The organism is Bradyrhizobium agreste (assembly GCF_016031625.1).
GTDB lineage: Bacteria > Pseudomonadota > Alphaproteobacteria > Rhizobiales > Xanthobacteraceae > Bradyrhizobium > Bradyrhizobium agreste.
On sequence record NZ_JACCHP010000030.1, the window covers coordinates 43,779 to 62,732 of the forward strand.

The window sequence follows — 18,954 nt, forward strand, 5'->3', positions numbered from 1 at the left end:
CCTCCCCTGGAGGGGGAGGATGAAGTCAGTGCGTCACCCGCCAGATCGTGCCGTTGCCATCTTCCGAGATCAGCAGCGATCCGTCCTTCGCGACGGCGACGCCCACGGGGCGTCCCCACACCTCCGTGTCGTTCACGACGAACCCCGTGACGAAATCCTCGTACTCGCCCGTCGGCTTGCCGTCCTTCATCCGGATGCGGATCACCTTGTAGCCGGTGCGCTTCGACCTGTTCCAGGAGCCGTGCTCGGCGGCGAAGGCGTCGCCCTGGTATTCGGGCGGAAACTGCGCGCCCTGGTAGAAGGTCATGCCGAGGGAGGCCGAGTGCGGCTGGATCAGCACATCAGGCACCGACACCTTGTCCTTGAGGTCGGGCCGCGCGCCGGCATGGCGCGGGTCTTGATTGCCACCGATATAGAACCACGGCCAGCCGTAGAACGCGCCCTCCTTCACGCTGGTGACGTAATCGGGCACGAGATCGTCGCCGAGGCCGTCGCGCTCGTTGGTCGAGCACCAGGGCAGACCGGTCTGCGGCTGGATCGCGAGGCCGACGCAGTTGCGGAGACCGGTGGCATAGATCTTTCGCTCCTTGCCATCGGGATTGAAGGCCAGCACCGCGGCGCGCTCGAGCTCGCTGGCCCATGTGGCGCCGAGCGGCTGCGTCTTCGACCACGTCTCCATCCCGCCCGGCGGCGTGCCCATGCCTTCGGCGACGTTGCTGAGCGAACCCACCGACACCAGCATACGCTTGTTGTCTGGCGTGAAGACGATATCGCGGGTGGAATGGCCGCCGTCATGCGGCAGGCTCGCGACAATCGTCTCCGCCTTGCCGCGTGCCTTGAGATCGCCGCCCTGGTAGGGAAAGCGGACGACGCTGTCGGTGTTGGCAATGTAGACCCATTGCGGATTGTCGCCATTCGGAAAGAAGGCGATGCCGAATGGCTGCCGCAAGCCGCTGGCGAACACCTCGTTGGCCGCGACTTTGCCGCCCTCGCCCGCGCGCAACACGCGGACGGTGCCGGCGCGTGTTTCCGCGACGAACACATCGCCATTCGGCGCCACGCGGATGATGCGCGGCGCGCGCAGGCCTTCGGCGAACAGCTCGATCTTGAAGCCGGCCGGCACCTGCAGCTCGGCTTCCGGCGGACGCGGCACCACGCGCGACGAGCTCGCAACCGATCGCGTGGCGCCGGGCCTGACCAGATCCTGCGGGCGGATCAGCCTGACCGTGCCGGGCTTGTCGGCGCGCCAATCGCCATAGGCGTCCTTGCCTTGCAACATCGGCTCGGCGTGTGCGCCGGCCGCAGCCAGAAGCGCTGCGAGCATGGCCACGAAGATTATCCTGTCGCTCAATTCGTCACCCTCCGCCTTGCTCGGGTCGCGTGTCAACGCCGATCACCCGCAAAAGGTCTGCGGCGAGTTTGCGACGTGCCGAATCCCACGTCAGTTCATGCCCGCACGATGTGCATCAGCCGCAGCCCATCATACTGGAAAATGCGGTTGAACGGTGCGACACATTGTGAGGGCAGCGACCGCCGGCTACGGTGATGGAGGCTGCGGCATCCAGGTCGCGCCGGATGGGGAGATCATGTGGGGATCCGTCATATCGGAATGGGCGAGCCTGCTGCTGCGCTGGCTGCACGTGGTGGCTGCGATCGCCTGGATCGGCAGTTCCTTCTATTTCATCGCCCTCGACCTCAGCCTGAAACCGAAAGCCGGCCTGCCGGACGGCGTGCAGGGCGAGGCCTGGCAGGTCCATGGCGGCGGCTTCTACCGGATCATGAAATACCTGGTCGCGCCCAGCCAGATGCCGGACGAGCTGACCTGGTTCAAATGGGAAGCCTACACCACCTGGCTGTCCGGCTTCGCGCTGATGGTGGTGGTGTATTATCTCGAGGCCGACCTGTTCCTGGTCGACAAGTCGATCCTCGACCTCACGCCATTCCAGGCCGGACTGTTCAGCTTCTGCAGCCTCGCGCTGGCGTGGCTGCTCTATGAGGCCGTCTGTCGGACCGGGCTCGCCCAGCGCGAGCTGCCCTTCGCCATTGGCGGCTATCTGTTCCTGGTCGCACTCACTTACGCCTTCACCCATGTGCTGAGCGGACGCGGCGCCTTCAACCAGATCGGCGCGATCATCGGCACCATCATGGTGGCCAATGTCTTCACGCTGATCATCCCGAACCAGAAGAAGATCGTGGCCAGCCTGATCGCCGGACAGGCGCCCGACCCCAAGCTTGGAAAGGCCAGCAAGGAGCGCTCGGTCCACAACAATTACCTGACGCTTCCCGTGGTCGTGCTGATGATCAGCAACCACTATCCCCTGCTCTACGCCACGCGCTTCAACTGGGTCATCGTCGCGATCGTCCTGGCGCTGGGGCCGGTGATCCGCCACTTCTTCAACGAGCGTCATGCCGGGCGCCAATCGCCGTGGTGGGTGTGGGGCGTGGCCGCAGCCGGCGTGATTGCGATCCTCCTCCTCTCCGCCGCCGGCCCGCGCGAGGTGAAGACGGGCGCCTTGTCGGCGCCGGTCACGGCCGCCAGTGTCGAGGAGATCGTGATGTCCCGCTGCAGCATGTGCCATGCAGCCGAGCCGGTCTGGGCCGGCATCGTCGCCGCGCCGAAGGGCATTTTGCTCGACACGCCCGAGCACATCCATCGCAACATCCGCCTGATCGGGCGGGTCGCGGCCTGGTCGAATGCGATGCCGCCGGGCAACGTCACGGAAATGACCGGCGAGGAGCGCGCCGTCCTCGCAGCCTATATTGATCAGGCGCGCTGAGGCGGGTCGGACGAGAATGCATTGCGCGGAATGAAATTCCGTCGAATTGAAAATGACTCCGTCGCCTATCCGGCGTAGACATGGCCGGCGGCCGCCGGCCGCCGCAAAGTCAGCTTGCAATCGGGGATAAGAACAGTGGCCCTCAAGAACGTCATCGGTATCGACCACGCCGTCGTCATGGTGAAGGACCTCGACAAGGCAGCCGAGAACTACAGGCAGCTCGGCTTCACGGTCTCGCCGCGCGGCACCCACAGCGCGCATATGGGCACCGGCAATTACACAATCATGTTCGACCCCGATTACATGGAGCTGCTCGGCGTGCTGGTGGCGACCGAGCACAACGCGCCGGCCCGCGCCTTCGTCGAGCGCCATGGAGAGGGCATCGAGCGCATCGCTTTCACCGCGATCGATAGCGCCGCCGGCGCCGAGGAGATCCGCGCGCGAGGCCTGACGCCGATCGGCCCCACTGATTTCGAACGCCCCGTCACGCTGCCGGACGGCACGATCTCGGCGGCGAAATTCCGCACCTTCATGTGGCCGACGGCGGAAGCTCCGGGCGGCGTGCGCATCTTCGCCTGCCAGCACAAGACCCGCGAGACCGTGTGGATTCCGGAATTGATGAGGCACGCCAACGCAGCCAGGCGGATCAAACAGACGCTGATCGCAACGCCGGAGCCCGCCAAGGAGGCCGCGCATCTCGCCCGCCTGATCGACCGCGAGGCGAAGACCGACGCCGACGGCGCCGCGACCGTGCCCTCCGGCGGCGATCGCGCCGACTTCGTCTATCTGACGCTGGACCAGCTCGCCAAGCGCTATCCGGGCGTGCCGCTGAATGGCCTCTCAGAGCGCGGCGGCGCCGCCCTGGTGCTGATCAGCGGCGATCTCGCGGCCACCGAAAGGGCGCTGGGGTCGGCCGCCGTACGGAGCGGAGCTGGGATCTGCGTGCCGCCGGCCAAGGCCAACGGCACCCTGCTCGCCTTCGTTGCCGGCTGATTTGAACCAATTCTTTAACGGGTGTTTACCCGGTGGCTGTAGGCTTCCCGGCCATCCAAGCCACCGGGGCCAAACGCATGTTCAAAGAGGGATCGCCGATCGCCTATGACGCGCCGGCCGAGCTGAAGAAGTGGCCGTCGCTGAAGGGCGAGCGGCAGAAGGATCGCGGTCCGCCCTATCTGGTCTACAACGGCACGCTCGCCGAATGCGTTCGCGAGCTCATGGGCAAGCCGATCAAGGGTATCTCGCTCTACGACATCATGACGAAGCCGCAGGCCGCCTTCGACCAGACCGTGCTGTCGCCGGGCGACGCGGCGGAGATCGCGATGCGCAAGGATTTTCCCAAGGACTAGTTCGCGGCACGCTTCGCAGCAGGTGTACCCTGGCGTCTCGAGGAGGATTCCGTCGGCGCATCGAGGAAGACGACCGGCGTGCCGCGCTTCACGTTTTCGCCGAGCACACGCGCGTCCCAATTGGTGAGGCGTATGCAGCCGTGCGACGCTGACTTGCTGACCTTGTCGGGCTCTGCCGTTCCGTGGATGCCATAGCCCTGCGCCGACAGGCCGATCCAGTATGCTCCCACCGGATTGTTGGGCCCCGGCTGGATGTCGAACGGCCTGTTCGATTTGACGCTTCTGAACTTGTACTCGGGATTGTAATGGTAGGTCGGCTGCTCGTTGGTGCCGGTCACCTTCAGCGTTCCGGTCGGCGTCGGGCGATCCGGACTGCCGACTGTCGCCGGATAGAACGCCAGCAGAGCGCCGCTGGCGTCGAAGGCTTTCAAGGTCCCGTTCGTCTTGTCGATTTCGAGCCTGGCGATACGCGGCAGCTCGCGCCGTGCCGGAACGTTGCTGACGACGATCGTCTCTCCGGCCTTGTCGAACGCCTTGCCCGGATTGAGCGCCCTGAGCAGGTCCGCGCTCATGTGGAATTTCTCGGCAAGTCCTTCGAGAGGGCTGGTGTAGCTCAGCGCCTTCAGCGATTTCATGTCGTCGAGCTTGCTCGGCAATCGCTTCAGGAAAGGCCCTTTCACATCGGCGTCCGTGATCTTGTAGTCGACGAGAATCGGGCCCTCGCTCGCTGCGCTCAGCTTGTCCCAGAGCTCCGGCGCCAGAACCTTGTCGGATGCGATGCCATTCTGCTCCGCGAAGGCCTTGAGCGCCTTCTGTGCGTTCTCGCCGAACTTGCCGTCGATCTCGCCGGGCGAGAATTGCGCACGATCGAGCAGCACCTGAAGCTTCACCACGGCTGCATTCAGCTTGTCGGTGGTCGGCGGCTTTGCAGGACGCGCAGCCTCGTTGACCGCAGCCGGATCGAGATTGCCTGCGAGCGCCGGGCCGGCGAGCCACAGCGAAATCACCGCGCCAAGCATCCATCGCATCGTCATCGCGCATCCCACTCGCAAACGGCCCGCAAGACCGCGGAAGGTTTCTGTTCGGGAACACCGTAGTAACACCGAAGGAACCGACGGGATCGCAGCTTTGCCGCAATCAGACGGTTAAGAACTTCCTAGCGCCGGCGCATCGCTGGCCGTTCATCCCACAGTTCGAGGTTGTCCCAGCAAATGCGATTTGTCGTCGCGGCTTGCGCCGCGTTTCTGCTTCTGATGTGCGACTTCGATCCGTCGGCGTCCCGGCAAGCATCACGTTTCGACACCACCGTTCTCAAGAACAATCATGCCTCGCCACTTGTTCCGGTGGTCGAGCTGTTCGTCGCCAGCGTGCAGGCGATCGAGCTTGCCAACGCGCACGCGGCTTACGAGCAGGTGATCGAGCCACCGCGCGCAGTCGAGCCGGGGGTGCAGGCGGAGCCCTCGCCGACCGAACGGTTCTGTCACGCGCTGCGCCAGGCCGCCGAATCCAGCGGCATTCCGGTGCCGTTCTTCGCACGCCTGATCTGGCAGGAGAGCCGCTTCAAATCCAACGAGGTCAGCCATGCTGGCGCGCAGGGCGTTGCGCAGTTCATGCCGGAGACGGCCGCCGAGGTCGGGCTCGACGATCCCTTCGATCCGATGAAGGCACTGCCGGCATCGGCGAAATTCCTGCGCAAGCTGCGCGACGATTTCGGCAATCTCGGCCTTGCTGCCGCCGCCTACAATGCCGGTCCCGGCCGCATCCAGAAATGGCTTGCCAGGGAGAGCGAGCTGCCGCGCGAAACGCGCGACTATGTCCGGATCATCACCGGCACCAAAGCCGAAGACTGGATTGAACGGTCGGAGGCGCTCGCGATCCGCATCGATCTGCCGCGCGAAGCGCCATGCGAAGGCATCGGCAGTCTTTCGAAGGCCAAGGACGTCGCCTGGGTTCCGGTGAACCTGACGCCTTCGGTCGCGGGCATCATTCGCAAGGCCGAGCAACTCGCGGCGCGCCTGACGACGAACCGCGCGCGCAAGCGGTTCGCAACCCTGCTGCGGAAGAATGCCACGGGCCCCGGCAAGGCAAGCCGCATGATCGCGGCACGCGCGGCCGGTAAGAGCGCGAAGGCGCGCGCCGTCCGCCTCGCATCGCGTGAACGGACGTCCGGTTAGGAAACGGAGCCGCTCGCTTGCGCGGCTCCGATCTCGATCGAGCTAGTCGATTTCCTCGATCACCAGCCGCTCGCGCGGCTCGATGACGTAGGTCCGGTTGTCGCGGTGAATATAGCGATATTCGCGCAAGCCCGGCGCATCGCGATAGACCGTCGTCGGGAACTCCTCGACCTCGACGGTATCAGGGACGCGATCACCGACGCGAATCTCCGTGCGTGCCGTGCTGCCGGTGGTCCGCGCCTCGCTGCGTCCTTCGGTGCGGGTCTTCGCATGCTTGCGGATCACCTCGCGATCCCGGTCCGAGAACTTGCTGGCGCTGCGCTCGCGCGTGGTCGTCGTCGTTGTCGCCGTGGACTGGCCTGAGTACGGCAGCACCGTCACGATCTTGTAGGTCGCCGGATCGACCACGACGATCTGATCTTTCACCAGCGCAAAGCTGTAGCCGCGATATTGCGGCACGATCTCGACGACGTCGGGCGGCAGCGTCGAAAGGTGCACGTCGCGCGGCACCACCGTGCCGACGTTCAGCGAGAAATTGACGTTGGTCAGCGGCCGCACGTTCAGGTGCGAGATTGACGCGCTGATCCTGGCCTCCTGCTGCTTGTTGAGGTTGACATTGGTCTGGGCGGCCGCCTGCGAGCCGGTGCCGGAACGCTCACCCTGTGCCTGATTGCTTGCCGGTGCCTGCTGGGCCTGGTTGGTTCCGGATGCAGCGGGCGCCTGCTGGGCCTGATTGCTGGCCGGCGGCGGATTGGACCGATCCTGCGCCTGGTTGGTGTTCGCAGGAGGCGGGTTGGCGCTCTGCTGCGTTGCGGGCTGGTTGCCGGCTGCATTGGGATTTGCCGTTCCGCTCTGCGACTGTGCCGTCGACCCCGTATTGGCGGTGCCGGAGCCGGACGAGGGTGGGTTGGCCTGCGTGGTCTGGGCCGACGTTCCCGACGTCGGGGATTGCTGCGGTTGCGATGTGGTCTGCTGCTTGTCCGCCGCAGACGGCGAGGTGGTGGGTGGCGCAGTGGCGTTCGACTGGGATTGCGGCGTCTGCTCGGGCTTCGTGCTCGGGTTCGGCGACTGCGCAAGGGCGGCATTCGCCAGCACCAGCCCCAAGGCGGTGGTTGCCAACAGGCGGATCATGGTTCACTCCCTTCTGATCAAAATGAATGTTGGCTACCAACCTGCGCTAAGACGCTCAGTTCCAGTTTTTCCCGCGCCGGAACCCGCAATGCCATCGAAAAGTGCCGGGATCATCGCCTACCGAAAGCGACGCAGCATCGAGGTGCTCCTCGTCCATCCCGGGGGGCCGTTCTGGCGCAACAAGGATCTCGGCGCATGGTCGATTCCGAAGGGCGAATACGCGGATGGAGACGACGCAGAGATCGCCGCGCGGCGGGAGTTCGCCGAGGAGCTGGGACTCGAGCTGTCCGTGCCGCTGACGCCGCTTGGCGAGGTCAGGCAGCGCGGCGGCAAGCTCGTCACCGCGTTCGCGGTCGAGCTCGATTTCGACGTGCGCAACATTCGCAGCAACACCTTCGAGATGGAATGGCCGCCGCGCAGCGGCAAGCGGCAGGCCTTTCCGGAAGTCGACCGCGCCGAATGGTTCACGCTCGACGCGGCGCGGGAAAAGATCAACGCAGGACAGCGTCCGCTGCTTGACCGGCTCGAACAGCTGATCGGCAGATAGCGCGCCGCCTCACTCCGCCTTGATGTTCGCGGCCGCGACCACCTCGGCGAGCTCCTTGGTCTCCTTGGCGATCTTCGCAGCGTAGTCGGCCGGGCTGAGCACGCTGACGACGCCTTGCGAGCCGAGCTTCTCCTCGGCCGAGGGATCCTTGGCGGCGGCGACGATCTCCCGGTGCAGGGCTTGAAGGATCGGTGCCGGCGTTGCCTTGGGCATGAAGAAGCCGACCCAGAATGAGATGTCGAAGCCGGGATAGCCGGCTTCCGCGACGGTCGGCACGTCGGGCAGCGCCGGCAGCCGCTCGGCCGAGGACACCGCAAGCGCGCGCAGCTTGCCGGCCTTCACCAGCGGCACGGCGGAGAGCGGATCGAACACCGCCAGCACCTCCTGCGCGAGAATGCCGACCTCCGCGGCCGAACCGCCGCGATAGGGCACGTGGATCAGCTTGATGCCGGCTTTCTGGCTGAGCAGCTCCATGGCGAGATGGGCGAGATTGCCGTTGCCGCCGGAGCCGTAGGCGAGCGCGCCGGGCGCGGCCTTGGCCGCAGCGACGAGATCGGCCACCGACTTGATGTTCGCCGTCTTGGGATTCTCGGGGTTGACGACGAGGACGAGCGGCGCCGCCACGACCGTGGTGAGCGGCGCAAAATCCTTCTCGGGATCGTAGCGGATCTCCTTGAACAGCGTCCTGTTCAGCGTGATCGTCGACGAGTTGCAGGCGAGCATGGTGTAGCCGTCCGCATCCGCGCGCGCGACGCCTTCGGCGGCGATCATGCCGTTGGCGCCGGCGCGGTTCTCGACCACGAAGGGCTGGCCGAGCTTGTTGCCGAGCCGGTCGCCGACGATGCGCGCGACAACATCGACCGGGCCGCCCGCGCTGAAGCCGACCATGATCTTGACCGGCCGCGTCGGGTATTTCTGCGCGAGGGCCTCTGTCGCCAGCGCCGAGGCGCATAGTCCCGCGATGACTGCCAGCAGGCGCGCCGTTCGTTGCATTCGTTCTCTCCCAGACCTCTTGGCGCCGCTTGTGCATGCTTGTTGGTGCGACGCCTTCGACGATCATGATGAGCGGCCGTGCCGGATTTCGCAATCGCGTTTGGCTGCCGGCATTCCGCCGCACGGCACGTGCGCGCCGCTTCCAACGCAAAAGTACGAAAACAACCCCATGCACAGTAGACCGCCCCTGTCAGAACAAGGACTTGCGGGCGGCGGACGATTTTTTCGGATTCACAAATAAATTCTGAGGCGTCGGGCAAAACAGTGGCATACTGGCATCATCGCAACAGCCGCGAGCGTCACGGTCTGCCAGGCCGAAGCCGTCCCGGCGGTTGCGCCTAAACCCTTCATCGACATTTCTAAATTCGCATTCGCGCGCAGCAGCGAACGGCCGTTCGCGCCTGCGCCGCCGAAAAGGACACAGCACATGACGACAGCTCTCTCACATCCGATCACTTCGCCGCTCGCGGCATCCGATCGCAGCGCCCCCGCCGCGAACCCGCGCGTCAAACTCTACAAACGGCGGATTGCGATCCGTCATCCCGACCCGCACGCCGGCGAGCAGCTGCTGGTCGAGGCGCTCGGCGCCGCCGACCGTGACGCGATGCACGGCATATTGAGGCAATTGGTCAAGGCCAGTGTGGTCGGGCAGAAGCCCGACGAAGCCAACCTCGCTTTCATGATCTCAACGATCAGGAGCATCGCGCCGAAGGATTCCGTCGAGGCCATGCTGGTATCGCAGATGGTGTCGGTGCACATGGCGGCGATGCGCTGTGCCTGTCGGCTCGCCTGCACCGACGATCTCGCGCAGCAGGAGGGCATCGCCCGCGCGTTGACCCGCCTCTCCCGCACCTTCGCCGCCCAGGTCGAGACGCTCAATCGCCACCGCAACAGCGACGCGCGCGCGATCACGGTGCAGAATTTGTCGGTGCAGGACGGCGGCCGGGCGATCGTGGGCAACGTCACGCAGCATGCGCATCTGATCGGTGCCGATCTGGATGCCACTTCCGGCGCAGCCGGCGAACGCGAATGGGCCGGCGCAACGCAAGGCGCCAGCGCATGAGCGGCGGTCACGTCCGAAACACCCACGCGATGGCGGCGAGCCCGCGCTGCGGGGCGCGGACCCGCGACAGCACCGCCTGCCGCGCGCCGGCGATCCACGGCAAGCGCCGCTGCCGCATGCATGGCGGCGCGCCGAGATCGGGCGCCCCGAGGGGCAACCGGAATGCATATCGACATGGAATGTGCACACCGGATGGTCGCGCCGAGCGACACCAGGTGAAGACTTTGCTGGAGGACGCTTGGAAGCTTCTGAATGAGCTGAAGTAGATTGCGGCGCGACCTCCGGCGCCGGTCGTGGCACGGGCGAATGGAAGCGCGTCATTTCCGGCGCAAGACCTGACCTAGAAGGCGAAGACTCTGATGGATCCAGGGCGTGTACTCATAAAGGCGCAGACGTCTGCTTTTGGAGTCTAAGCAGATATTTTCTGCTCAATCAGAGTATTGTCTGTTTTGACCCGTTGCGGAAGTGATGGAAGCAAATATCAAACGCGCGGTTAGCAGGCCCCTGGGCTCGAAGGCGCGGTCCGGGCAAGTTCGTCGAGCAGATCCTTTGCTTTTTGCAGGTCCGGCGTCTCGAAGCCCTCGGTGAACCAGCCGTAGACCGGCGCCAGTAGGTCGTGGGCCTGGACACACTTGTTCTGGTCGCGCCAGAGCCGGCCCAAAGCTACGGCGGCGCGAAGCTCCCATAATTTGGCGCCCTGATTTCGGGCGACCGTGATTGCGTGTTGCAAACAGGCCTCCGCTTGTTGAACGTCATGGATCGACAACAGCGCCGCGCTTTTGATCCGCAGCATTTCGGCTTCGAGCCAGCAATCTCCGTTGCGCCCCAGAACGGCCAGAGTGTCATCCACGATATTCAATGCTTCCGTCGTCTGGCCGGTCGCGACAAGGGGCTCAAGCAACGCACCACGAATCAGAGGAAGTTCGATCTCCGCTCCCGTAGATTGATACAGGTGTACACCTTGGCGGACCATGGCGATCCCATCGGGCAGCCGACCCTCTTGGGTCATGATCCATCCCCGACATACGATCGCCGCCGCCAACCAGAATGGAAAGCGTTGTTCAGTGCACACATTGAAGGTGGCTTCCGCCTGTGGCCTCAGTTCCTCGACGTCGCGACGCAGGAGCAAGTATCCGCAACCCATTCCAAGGTTGCTTGCTGCCGCGAACACATGAGGCAATTGCTTAACCCGCGCCAGCATTTCCCTGTGCGAAGTTGCCGCTCTATCGGGGAACCCGAGGGCGAGCCAGACCCATGACAGGTAAGTCAGAATTGAGGCGTGGAAATCAATCCCGTAGGTAAAGGCCAGCTCCTGGTGTCGCTCGGGATCATAAAGGCCGAGCGCTCGGCTCCAATGCTCAGAAGCTAACGACAGGTGACCTTGGTGCTGCAGAACAATCGCGACCACGTGGTGCCCGATGAGCCGGAGAGTGGCATCGTCTTGCCGTTCGGCAACCTCAAGCATTTCCGTGGCGATCTCAAGCGCCGCGCTCAATTCGGCGGTGACGTAATAAAAAAGGAAAAGCCCAAACATCACCGGAAACAGCTGCGGGGCCTCACCGATCTCTCGGCACAGCTCGTGCGCTCGGGCATAAGCGCGTCCGGTGTCAGGGTCGGAGAAACCCCTGGCCGCCATCAGGGCCTGACCGAGGACTGCTTGAAGTCCCAATTCCTGGACGTTTCGTTGAACCGGGTCCGACAGCGAGGGTACCAGTTCCAATCCCCTCGTCACATGCGTGACGGCCTCCGCGGTTGCCGAGCGCATTAGGGCGAGCTGCCCCGCCCCTAGCCAATATTTGACCGCCTGCTCCACGAGCCCCGCTTCCGTGGAATGGTGCGCCAGCAGCTCGGGCTGGGTCTGTGCAATCTCCGCGAACTCCGCCTCGAGCACGGTGGCGATGCGCGCGTGGAGCTCCCGGCGCTTTGCCCGCAACAGCGTGCCGTAGGCCGTGTCCTGGACCAGCGCGTGTTTGAAAGCGTAAATGGTATCTAGCGATGTACCCCGCCGAAGTATCAACCCCGCTTCCAAAAGCCCGCTCAACGCTCGGTGCAGCTCGGTTGCATTCCACCGCGCCGCCGCGCTCAGGACCCTGTGGGAAAACTCTCGGCCGATAACGGCGCCGAACTGTGCGATCTCCTTGGCCGCGGTGCCGACATGGTCGAGACGTGCCATCAAAGAGGCATGAAGCGTCGAAGGAACAGCGATAGCGCTTGATTGGGTTCTCGCGAGCAACGAGCGAGGGTCACCTTCGCCAACACCTGCCTCCAGCACCGCCTTCGTCAGTTCCTCTACAAAGAGCGGCACACCATCCGTGCGGTCGACGATCTCTGCCAGAATGTCGCTCGGCAGCGGATTGTTACCGGCGATTCCGGTCACTAGTGCGGCGCCCTCCTCTCGATTGAGGCGACTGAGGGAAATCACAGTAACTTCTTGAACCCATGACGGCGTAAGTTCGGGACGGCACGTAACGAGAAGCAGCACCGGTAGGCGTTTCACCCGCTCTACTGCAGCGTCGAGCAGTTCGCGGGAGGTCGGATCAATCCAATGCACGTCCTCGTATACCATCAGTATCGGCTGGTGCCGCGACAGCAATTCGAGCTGCCGGAGCAACGCCCCCAAAGTTTCTTCCCTCTTTCGCTGTGGGCTGAAGTTCAGCGAAGGGTAGCGATCAGCGGTAGGCACGGACAGCAGTTCGGCGAACAGTGCCACGTCATTGTTCGGCGTTGCCGTCGGGGCGAGCAGGGCCTCAATTTTGTCGAGCTTCGCCTCAGGTGAATCCTCACGCTCAAAGCCGGCCGCGCGTTCCAGCTGGGCGACGTGCGGGTGCAGCGCGCTGGCCTGATAATTGGGCGAACAGAAATAGCGCAGGCGGACGTGTGGCTCGTTGTCGATGCGGTCTTGCAAGGCCTTCGAAAGGCGAGATTTGCCGATGCCCGGCTCGCCTGAGAGAAGAACCACTTGGCCCTCGCCAGCCTTGGCCTGCGCCCAGTGCTGCAGGAGTAAGCCAATTTCCGCCTCGCGTCCAACGAGCAGCGCCTCACCCGACCGGAGTGCCTCGAAGCGGCTTTCGACGGCGCTCTCGCCCACGACCCGCCAGGCCCGGATCGGCTCGGCAAAGCCCTTGGCTTCCATTGCACCGAGATCGTCATAGTCGAAAAGCCCGGCCGTAAGCCGGCGCGTGCTGGCAGAGATTAATACCGTATTCGGCTCAGCCAGACCCTGCAGGCGGGCCGCAAGATTGGGCGTTTCCCCAACGACCCCACGTTCCTGCGCGGCCCCCGAACCGATGAGATCGCCGACAACAACTAACCCCGTTGCGATGCCGACGCGGACCCGCAGCCGCTCGGATGTTTGCAGCCGTCCGACGGCATCGACCAAAGCCAGACCAGCCCGAACGGCGCGCTCGGCGTCATTCTCAAGCGCCTGCGGATAGCCGAAATAGACCAGCACACCGTCGCCCATATACTTGGCCACAAAGCCCGCGTGTTGCCCGACCACCTCGGCGACGCAGGCCTGGTACGTCCCGATCACGTCGCGCATGTCCTCGGGATCAAGCCGGGCTGAGAGTGCCGTCGAGCCGACCAGATCGCAAAACATCACCGTAAGCTGACGGCGCTCGGCGTCATCACCATGCGACGGCGTCGAACCGACCGGCGCAGACTGCTCTGCCGCAGCGGGAGCAGCGAGTGCCCGAATAGCCTTCAGCAGTCGCTTCCGATGTCCAAGGACCACCCCGAGCTTCTCAAGGTCGGCCTCGGTCAGCTCGGGCAGGATCTCGGCATCAATGGCGTTGTCGTGAAACGCCGCTACGTACTGCTGCAGTCCTAAGCCGCGCAGCCACTTCTCGACGTCCATGTCCCACCTCCCGGTGGTGACGGGGGACCTAACTGGCAGTCTAGCACGCCTATCGCAGGAGCGCGCCACGGAAGGCACACTGACCAAAGATTCTCGGGCAATCGTCAGCGTCATGCGAAGCTGGCTACATGGCGCTCTGGTCGATCTAGACGCTATGGCTGTCGTTATGTCGGCTCTTGGCCCTTCTCGGACCTCGCGCAATGTCAGCTCCTGCGCCGCTGTCGGGGAATAAGCGGACATCGCGGATTTATGAGTACACGCCCTAAACCAGACGTGCCGCAGCCATAGAGCTAGGGCGGTGTATTCGCCGGACACAATCTGCAGCCCAACTGCGTTCAGCGCTTCAGTGATTTGCTTGGCCAGAGGCTTGGCTTCTTCAGTTCCGATTTGAGCGTTGGGAAGGCCCTTGAAGAACGCGCAAACCGTCGTCGCGACGATGGTATTAACCTGGTGCGGATCAACCATTTGGTGCACGTTGGCGGAACTCGCCTCGGAGGCACGAACCGAACGCGTGAGAGTGCGAACGCGCCAGAAAAGCGGGCGTCTCGAAGGATGACCGCAGGGAAAAGCCGCGATAGGCCTGCGCTCAATCCGAGGCGGTCCTCGCCGAATCGACCCGACCGGTGCGGCCGCCATCGCCGGTATCCAGGCGATAGAGCGCGGCGGACCCGACGGCGAGAACGAGCGCGATGACGAGGATCGCGATTGCGTTTATGCGGCTCAATGGAGTCCTCCTTCGCTTCGTGGGACGCTGCATCTCAATCGAGCGTGCGCGCGCCGTGTTCCGTGAAGTTTCCATGACCAGTCGTCCGGGTTGGAATGCGCGCGGCGCCGGAACTTCCCGCGCCGGCGCACTTTGAGTTCGGAAAGTGTGGAAGACCTCTCATGACCGCAGAAACGGAACTGAAATTCCGCCTTGCGCCGCGCAAATCGGCGTCGGTATTGCGGAACGGCAGTTTGAGCGGGCGGCGCTCCGACCAGTCCGAGCGATCGCTCGTGTCGACCTATTTCGATACCACCAGGCACAAGCTGATGCGCCACGGCATGACGTTGCGCGTCCGCAAGATCGAGGGCCGCTACGTGCAGACCGTAAAGGCAGACGGCACGGGCGGCGTGACGCGCGGCGAATGGGAGCACGAGGTTTCCGATGCAAAGCCCGACCTCGGGAAGACCGCGAATACGCCGCTTCGGCAGCTCGCCACCGCAAAGCTTCCCCGCAAGCTGAAGCCGGTTTTCCAGACCGACATTCATCGCACGACGCGGGCGCAACGGGTCCGGAACAGCGAGATCGAACTCGCGGTCGACCGAGGCCGGATCAGCGCCGGGCGCCGGTCATGCCCGGTCGCCGAGCTGGAGCTGGAACTGAAGTCGGGACGGATCGCGGACCTGTTCCGGCTGGCGCGCAAGCTCGAACGCAGCACGGGCGCCGAGCTCGATCTGCGCTCGAAGGCCGAACGAGGCTACCAGCTCGTCGCGGGAAACGGCGACGGCGCACAGCACGCCGAGCCGATCGCACTGAAGGGCGAACTCTCGCCGCGCGAGGCGTTCCGCGTCATCGCACATTCGACGCTGCGCCAGGTCACGGCGAATGCGAATCCCGTACGCGACATGGACGCCGAAGGCGTCCATCAGATGCGTGTCGGCCTGCGGCGGCTGCGTGCGGCCATTTCGCTGTTCGCCGACATTCTGCCGCGGGCGAGCACCGCGCGGATCAAGACCGAGCTGAAATGGCTCACGGGCGAACTGGCGCCGGCGCGCGAAATCGACGTGTTCCTGAACGAGAGCATCCGGCCGATCACCGATCGGGACGTGCCGCGACGCGGCGCCCGCGCGATCCGCACGAGATTCGCCGCGCAACGGCAGGCGGCATTCGAGCGCGCACGCGAAGCGGTCACGTCGGCGCGTTACCGCCGCCTGTTGATCGACGTGATCGAGTGGATCGAGGGCGGACGGCCTAACACCGACGACGACGGCACGATCACGGCGTACGCCGCGGAGGTGCTCGATCGGCGCATCAGGAAGGCCCGCAAGCAGGGCAAGCGCCTGAACGATCTCGATCCGATGCAGCGTCACAAGCTGCGGATCAGGATCAAGAAGATTCGCTACGCCGTGGATTTTTTCGAGAGCCTCTACAGCGATGGCGACCAGAAGGAGCTCGCAGCCCTATCCGATCGGCTGAAGCGGATTCAATCCGCGCTGGGATCGCTGAACGACTTCATGGCGCACCGCGAGCTGGCAACGGAGGCTGCACTGACGGCGCCACCTGCGCACCGCCGCGCCCAGGCGTTCGCAGCGGGCATCATCGTCGGTGCGGAACGCAAGGCCGCGGACGGCCTGATGAAGGACGCAGCAAAGGAGCTGCATCGGTTGCGCCGGCTGCGCGCCGAGCCAAATGGACGCGCCTAGGAGAACCAACATGGGAACCGTATGGTCTGGATAGGCAATTGGCGAAATCAATTCGGCTCCGTGTTGCGCATCACCGACGATGCGAACGGCCGCATCGAGGGCAGCTTCGAGACCGCGCTCGAAGACAGCGGCTTCTACGGGCAAGCGGTGCCGATCACCGGGTTTCACAGCGGCAATTGCATCGCCTTCGTCGCGGTGGGCTCGTCGGCGACGGGCGACCGGGCTGTCTCCTATACCGGACTGCTGCGTCACGGCAAGATGGAGACCGCCTGGTTCGTGATCGCAGACCAGGCGCTGAGTGCGTCCAGGGAGGGCGAACCTGCGCAGCTAAAACCGGTGAACTGGTGGCGCGCCGTGACGACGAATGTCGATACGTTCGAGCGGAGCTGAGGCGCGATGCAAATTGAGCTCGGTCGGCGGTCGGGTTCACCTCTCCCCGGCAGAGAGAGGTGAAGCTTCGGCTCGTATCGATTCAACCCAACTCATTCGCTTCAACCTGCCGCTCGATGGCCGGAAGGAAATCCCGAAATCATCGTCGGGGAGGTTTTGGTGAACATAGAATCTGCTGCGTTATTGTTCCTAAAGGTCACTCATAACCTGCGCAAGCCATGGCGTCGAGAGCCGTCCTTAGCGCTCGCCAACAAGGAAAGTCGTGTTCACTTTAGCATTTGCGTGTGAACGCCAAGGTCTTCACTCAGAAATTGTCAAAGGGTGCGTAGTCGGTCCATCACCGTCGTCATTCACGGGAACGCGGACTCATGCCCCAAGCCATGCCGTGAGCCTTGACCTTTCTCGAACCAAGCCATCCTGATTGAAGTGGTGAACACAAAAATGCGCCCACGAATCTTCGAACGCCATCTCCATGTCACCCGTGACCGACGTGGTACCCAGCCCGATCTCTGCGTAGGTAAACTCGAAACTGCCCCTAGGACGCGCCAGCGCAATGTGGAAGGGTTGACCATTAAACTCGTTGATCATGGGCCTGCCGCTGCTCCGCATGACGCCGGGTATCTCTACTCTGGCAGTTCTGAGTTCCAGGTCTGCTTCAAGATCAATCGGCAGAAATAATGTCTCGCAAAATTCCGAGCATGTGGACGCGAATACCGCAAAGAGATTGCTTAACGGTTCGCATGCCTCGCCCGAGATGATCGTTTCAAGCGCGATCCGCTGCGCTTTATCCGCACGCTCGTCGATAACGATCTGGCGCCGGCCGTTTCCGTCCTTGATTTCGCCGGGCCACTTGTACAGCCCTGCCCAGTTCAAGCCTGCGAGCGGCGTATCGTTGAAGTGGCCTTCAACGATGGTCCCGACGAAGGCTGACTGACAATAGCCGTGGGTACTCGGCAAGTTGAACTGGCAACCACAATTCATGGCGCAATTGCAGTTATCGTAAGTCTCGCTCTTGAATAGCCATTGATCAGCCATTCCTTCTCCTCCCCTTAATCCGTCGCGTCTTGTCTCTTTGAGAGGGCAACTCTTCACGATGAGCACTTCAATGTCGCCATCGTGGTTGCGAATAGGCCGGCTCTAACCGACTACGTCTGCGGCCAGAATGGCGGCAAGCCGACGCTCTACGCCCGCTTCGCTCACGGGACGCGCTCCTACTTTGGATGCGGAAGAATTGGAAGCTTAGCAGGGCTGACATGTGACTTCAACCGAGATGCCCGGATGTCCGGTTCTGGCCCCCATCTGACCTTGCCGCACTGCCCGCCCAGCGTCAGTTTTTGACCCATCGCGTCCAGGGCGCCAAACCGTCCAATCTGCCGATTCAGCAGCCGACCAGTTTCCAGTTCGTCGTCAACCTTAAGACCGCGAAAACACTCGGCTTCACCTTCCCGCCCGGGCTACTCGCCATCGCTGATCAGGTGGTTGAGTAGATGGCGCATGTCCGCTTCTGGCCCAAACCGACGAAAACCACGGTCCGTCCAAATGCCGGCTGTCAGGGGTAGAGCGGAATTAGCAGGCGAGCGGCCAAACCGACGCGATTGACCCAAACCCGAAGTGATAACCAGCATATAGCGGGCAGTGGCCTATGTTCTTGCCATTCAGGTCTTTGCAGCGTCGAATACTTCCGAGAATAAGACATGCCGGGCGACAGCCAGTCTCGATCCAGGCGAGCGGCATTGTCGATAGCCGCCACCATATTTGCCTGTAGGAAAGGCACAAGCGGCATAGCAATCCGGTGGCACTAGGCCGACCTTCTCGTAGACCAGAGGATAGCGTTAGTAAGGATTTTCTGACAGCGCGGGTCCTGCCAGACCGACGCCTCGTGGCCAAGCGCCGAATAGAATACTCGCCCCTCGCCGTAAAATCGTTTCCAGGCGAGCGGCCAGCCATAGAAGCGTTGATGCACACCGGCCTTGTTGAGGTCCACCGACCTTTGGTCGAGGCGCAGGAGCACGCGTGATCCGCGATAGTCGAAGTCGCTGATCTGGTAGATTTCATCGTTCAACTGAAACGAATTCCCCAGAAACGCCACCAGTGGATCTGCAACATCAGCCACCTCGATGGTCACACCCTGATGCCAGGGATGACCGTTGAAGTAGCCGCCGATCAGATCGAGATAGTCTGGCCAAGTGTAGAATGTGTCCGTGGCCGAATGAACGCCGAGAAAGCCACGGCCCGAGCGCACAAAGTTGAGAAGTGCTGTCTTTTGGGCGC

18 protein-coding genes are annotated in these 18,954 nt (G+C 63.5%); 10 read left to right on the forward strand and 8 right to left on the reverse strand.

Annotation, left to right across the window (positions count from 1 at the left end):
- Positions 1–25 precede the first annotated feature (25 nt).
- On the reverse strand, positions 26–1,324 hold the full coding sequence (locus HZZ13_RS32945; RefSeq protein WP_197963626.1) for a PQQ-dependent sugar dehydrogenase: 1,299 nt from the start codon (positions 1,322–1,324) through the stop codon (positions 26–28).
- A gap of 262 nt (positions 1,325–1,586) precedes the next feature.
- Between HZZ13_RS32945 and HZZ13_RS32950 the strand changes: the two genes are divergently transcribed.
- From HZZ13_RS32950 to HZZ13_RS32960, 3 genes are all read left to right on the forward strand, one after another.
- A complete protein-coding gene (locus HZZ13_RS32950; RefSeq protein WP_197963627.1) occupies positions 1,587–2,777 on the forward strand; it encodes a urate hydroxylase PuuD in 1,191 nt (396 codons plus the stop codon).
- 135 nt (positions 2,778–2,912) lie between these two features.
- On the forward strand, positions 2,913–3,770 hold the full coding sequence (locus HZZ13_RS32955; RefSeq protein ID WP_197963609.1) for a VOC family protein: 858 nt from the start codon (positions 2,913–2,915) through the stop codon (positions 3,768–3,770).
- 77 nt (positions 3,771–3,847) lie between these two features.
- A complete protein-coding gene (locus tag HZZ13_RS32960) occupies positions 3,848–4,123 on the forward strand; it encodes a hypothetical protein (RefSeq protein WP_197963610.1) in 276 nt (91 codons plus the stop codon).
- Here HZZ13_RS32960 and HZZ13_RS32965 read toward each other — a convergent pair.
- The gene (locus tag HZZ13_RS32965; RefSeq protein ID WP_376707090.1) at positions 4,120–5,157 is read right to left on the reverse strand and encodes a L,D-transpeptidase family protein; all 1,038 of its coding nucleotides are present in this window, start codon (positions 5,155–5,157) and stop codon (positions 4,120–4,122) included. The genes HZZ13_RS32960 and HZZ13_RS32965 overlap by 4 nt on opposite strands.
- 177 nt (positions 5,158–5,334) lie before the next feature.
- On the opposite strand from HZZ13_RS32965, the gene HZZ13_RS32970 reads away from it, so the two are divergent.
- Positions 5,335–6,297, forward strand: coding sequence for a lytic transglycosylase domain-containing protein (locus tag HZZ13_RS32970; protein ID WP_197963611.1), 963 nt, complete (start codon positions 5,335–5,337; stop codon positions 6,295–6,297).
- Positions 6,298–6,339: 42 nt separating this feature from the next.
- Here the strand turns inward: HZZ13_RS32970 and HZZ13_RS32975 are convergent, their stop codons facing one another.
- Positions 6,340–7,428, reverse strand: coding sequence for a DUF1236 domain-containing protein (locus HZZ13_RS32975; RefSeq protein ID WP_197963612.1), 1,089 nt, complete (start codon positions 7,426–7,428; stop codon positions 6,340–6,342).
- An 88-nt stretch (positions 7,429–7,516) separates the two neighbouring features.
- On the opposite strand from HZZ13_RS32975, the gene HZZ13_RS32980 reads away from it, so the two are divergent.
- The gene (locus HZZ13_RS32980; protein ID WP_197963613.1) at positions 7,517–7,975 is read left to right on the forward strand and encodes an NUDIX hydrolase; all 459 of its coding nucleotides are present in this window, start codon (positions 7,517–7,519) and stop codon (positions 7,973–7,975) included.
- A 9-nt stretch (positions 7,976–7,984) separates the two neighbouring features.
- Here HZZ13_RS32980 and HZZ13_RS32985 read toward each other — a convergent pair whose 3' ends face one another.
- Positions 7,985–8,968 carry a Bug family tripartite tricarboxylate transporter substrate binding protein gene (locus HZZ13_RS32985; protein ID WP_197963614.1) on the reverse strand — a complete coding sequence of 328 codons (984 nt, stop codon included), beginning with the start codon at positions 8,966–8,968 and terminating at the stop codon, positions 7,985–7,987.
- A 427-nt stretch (positions 8,969–9,395) separates the two neighbouring features.
- Between HZZ13_RS32985 and HZZ13_RS32990 the strand changes: the two genes are divergently transcribed.
- Both HZZ13_RS32990 and HZZ13_RS37280 read left to right on the forward strand, forming a co-directional pair.
- Complete coding sequence (locus HZZ13_RS32990) at positions 9,396–10,031, forward strand: hypothetical protein (RefSeq protein WP_197963615.1); 636 nt, start codon at positions 9,396–9,398, stop codon at positions 10,029–10,031.
- 29 nt (positions 10,032–10,060) lie between these two features.
- Positions 10,061–10,297: an HGGxSTG domain-containing protein gene (locus tag HZZ13_RS37280; protein WP_283815754.1), complete on the forward strand. Its 237-nt coding sequence runs from the start codon at positions 10,061–10,063 to the stop codon at positions 10,295–10,297.
- A gap of 227 nt (positions 10,298–10,524) precedes the next feature.
- Here HZZ13_RS37280 and HZZ13_RS32995 read toward each other — a convergent pair whose 3' ends face one another.
- Both HZZ13_RS32995 and HZZ13_RS33000 read right to left on the reverse strand, forming a co-directional pair.
- Positions 10,525–13,887 carry an adenylate/guanylate cyclase domain-containing protein gene (locus HZZ13_RS32995; RefSeq protein ID WP_197963616.1) on the reverse strand — a complete coding sequence of 1,121 codons (3,363 nt, stop codon included), beginning with the start codon at positions 13,885–13,887 and terminating at the stop codon, positions 10,525–10,527.
- Between the two features lie 586 nt (positions 13,888–14,473).
- A complete protein-coding gene (locus tag HZZ13_RS33000) occupies positions 14,474–14,611 on the reverse strand; it encodes a hypothetical protein (RefSeq protein ID WP_197963617.1) in 138 nt (45 codons plus the stop codon).
- A gap of 161 nt (positions 14,612–14,772) precedes the next feature.
- Here HZZ13_RS33000 and HZZ13_RS33005 point away from each other — a divergent pair, with 161 nt between their 5' ends.
- The gene (locus HZZ13_RS33005; protein WP_197963618.1) at positions 14,773–16,293 is read left to right on the forward strand and encodes a CYTH and CHAD domain-containing protein; all 1,521 of its coding nucleotides are present in this window, start codon (positions 14,773–14,775) and stop codon (positions 16,291–16,293) included.
- 21 nt (positions 16,294–16,314) lie between these two features.
- Positions 16,315–16,683: an avidin/streptavidin family protein gene (locus HZZ13_RS33010; RefSeq protein WP_197963619.1), complete on the forward strand. Its 369-nt coding sequence runs from the start codon at positions 16,315–16,317 to the stop codon at positions 16,681–16,683.
- A gap of 366 nt (positions 16,684–17,049) precedes the next feature.
- Here the strand turns inward: HZZ13_RS33010 and HZZ13_RS33015 are convergent, their stop codons facing one another.
- On the reverse strand, positions 17,050–17,718 hold the full coding sequence (locus HZZ13_RS33015) for a DUF1326 domain-containing protein (protein ID WP_197963620.1): 669 nt from the start codon (positions 17,716–17,718) through the stop codon (positions 17,050–17,052).
- A gap of 299 nt (positions 17,719–18,017) precedes the next feature.
- Between HZZ13_RS33015 and HZZ13_RS33020 the strand changes: the two genes are divergently transcribed.
- Entirely contained in the window at positions 18,018–18,170 is a 153-nt protein-coding gene (locus HZZ13_RS33020; protein ID WP_197963621.1) for an ABC transporter substrate binding protein, read from the forward strand.
- 311 nt (positions 18,171–18,481) lie between these two features.
- Here the strand turns inward: HZZ13_RS33020 and HZZ13_RS33025 are convergent.
- Positions 18,482–18,954: ThuA domain-containing protein (locus HZZ13_RS33025; protein ID WP_197963622.1), on the reverse strand; the 473-nt coding region annotated here is incomplete at its 5' end.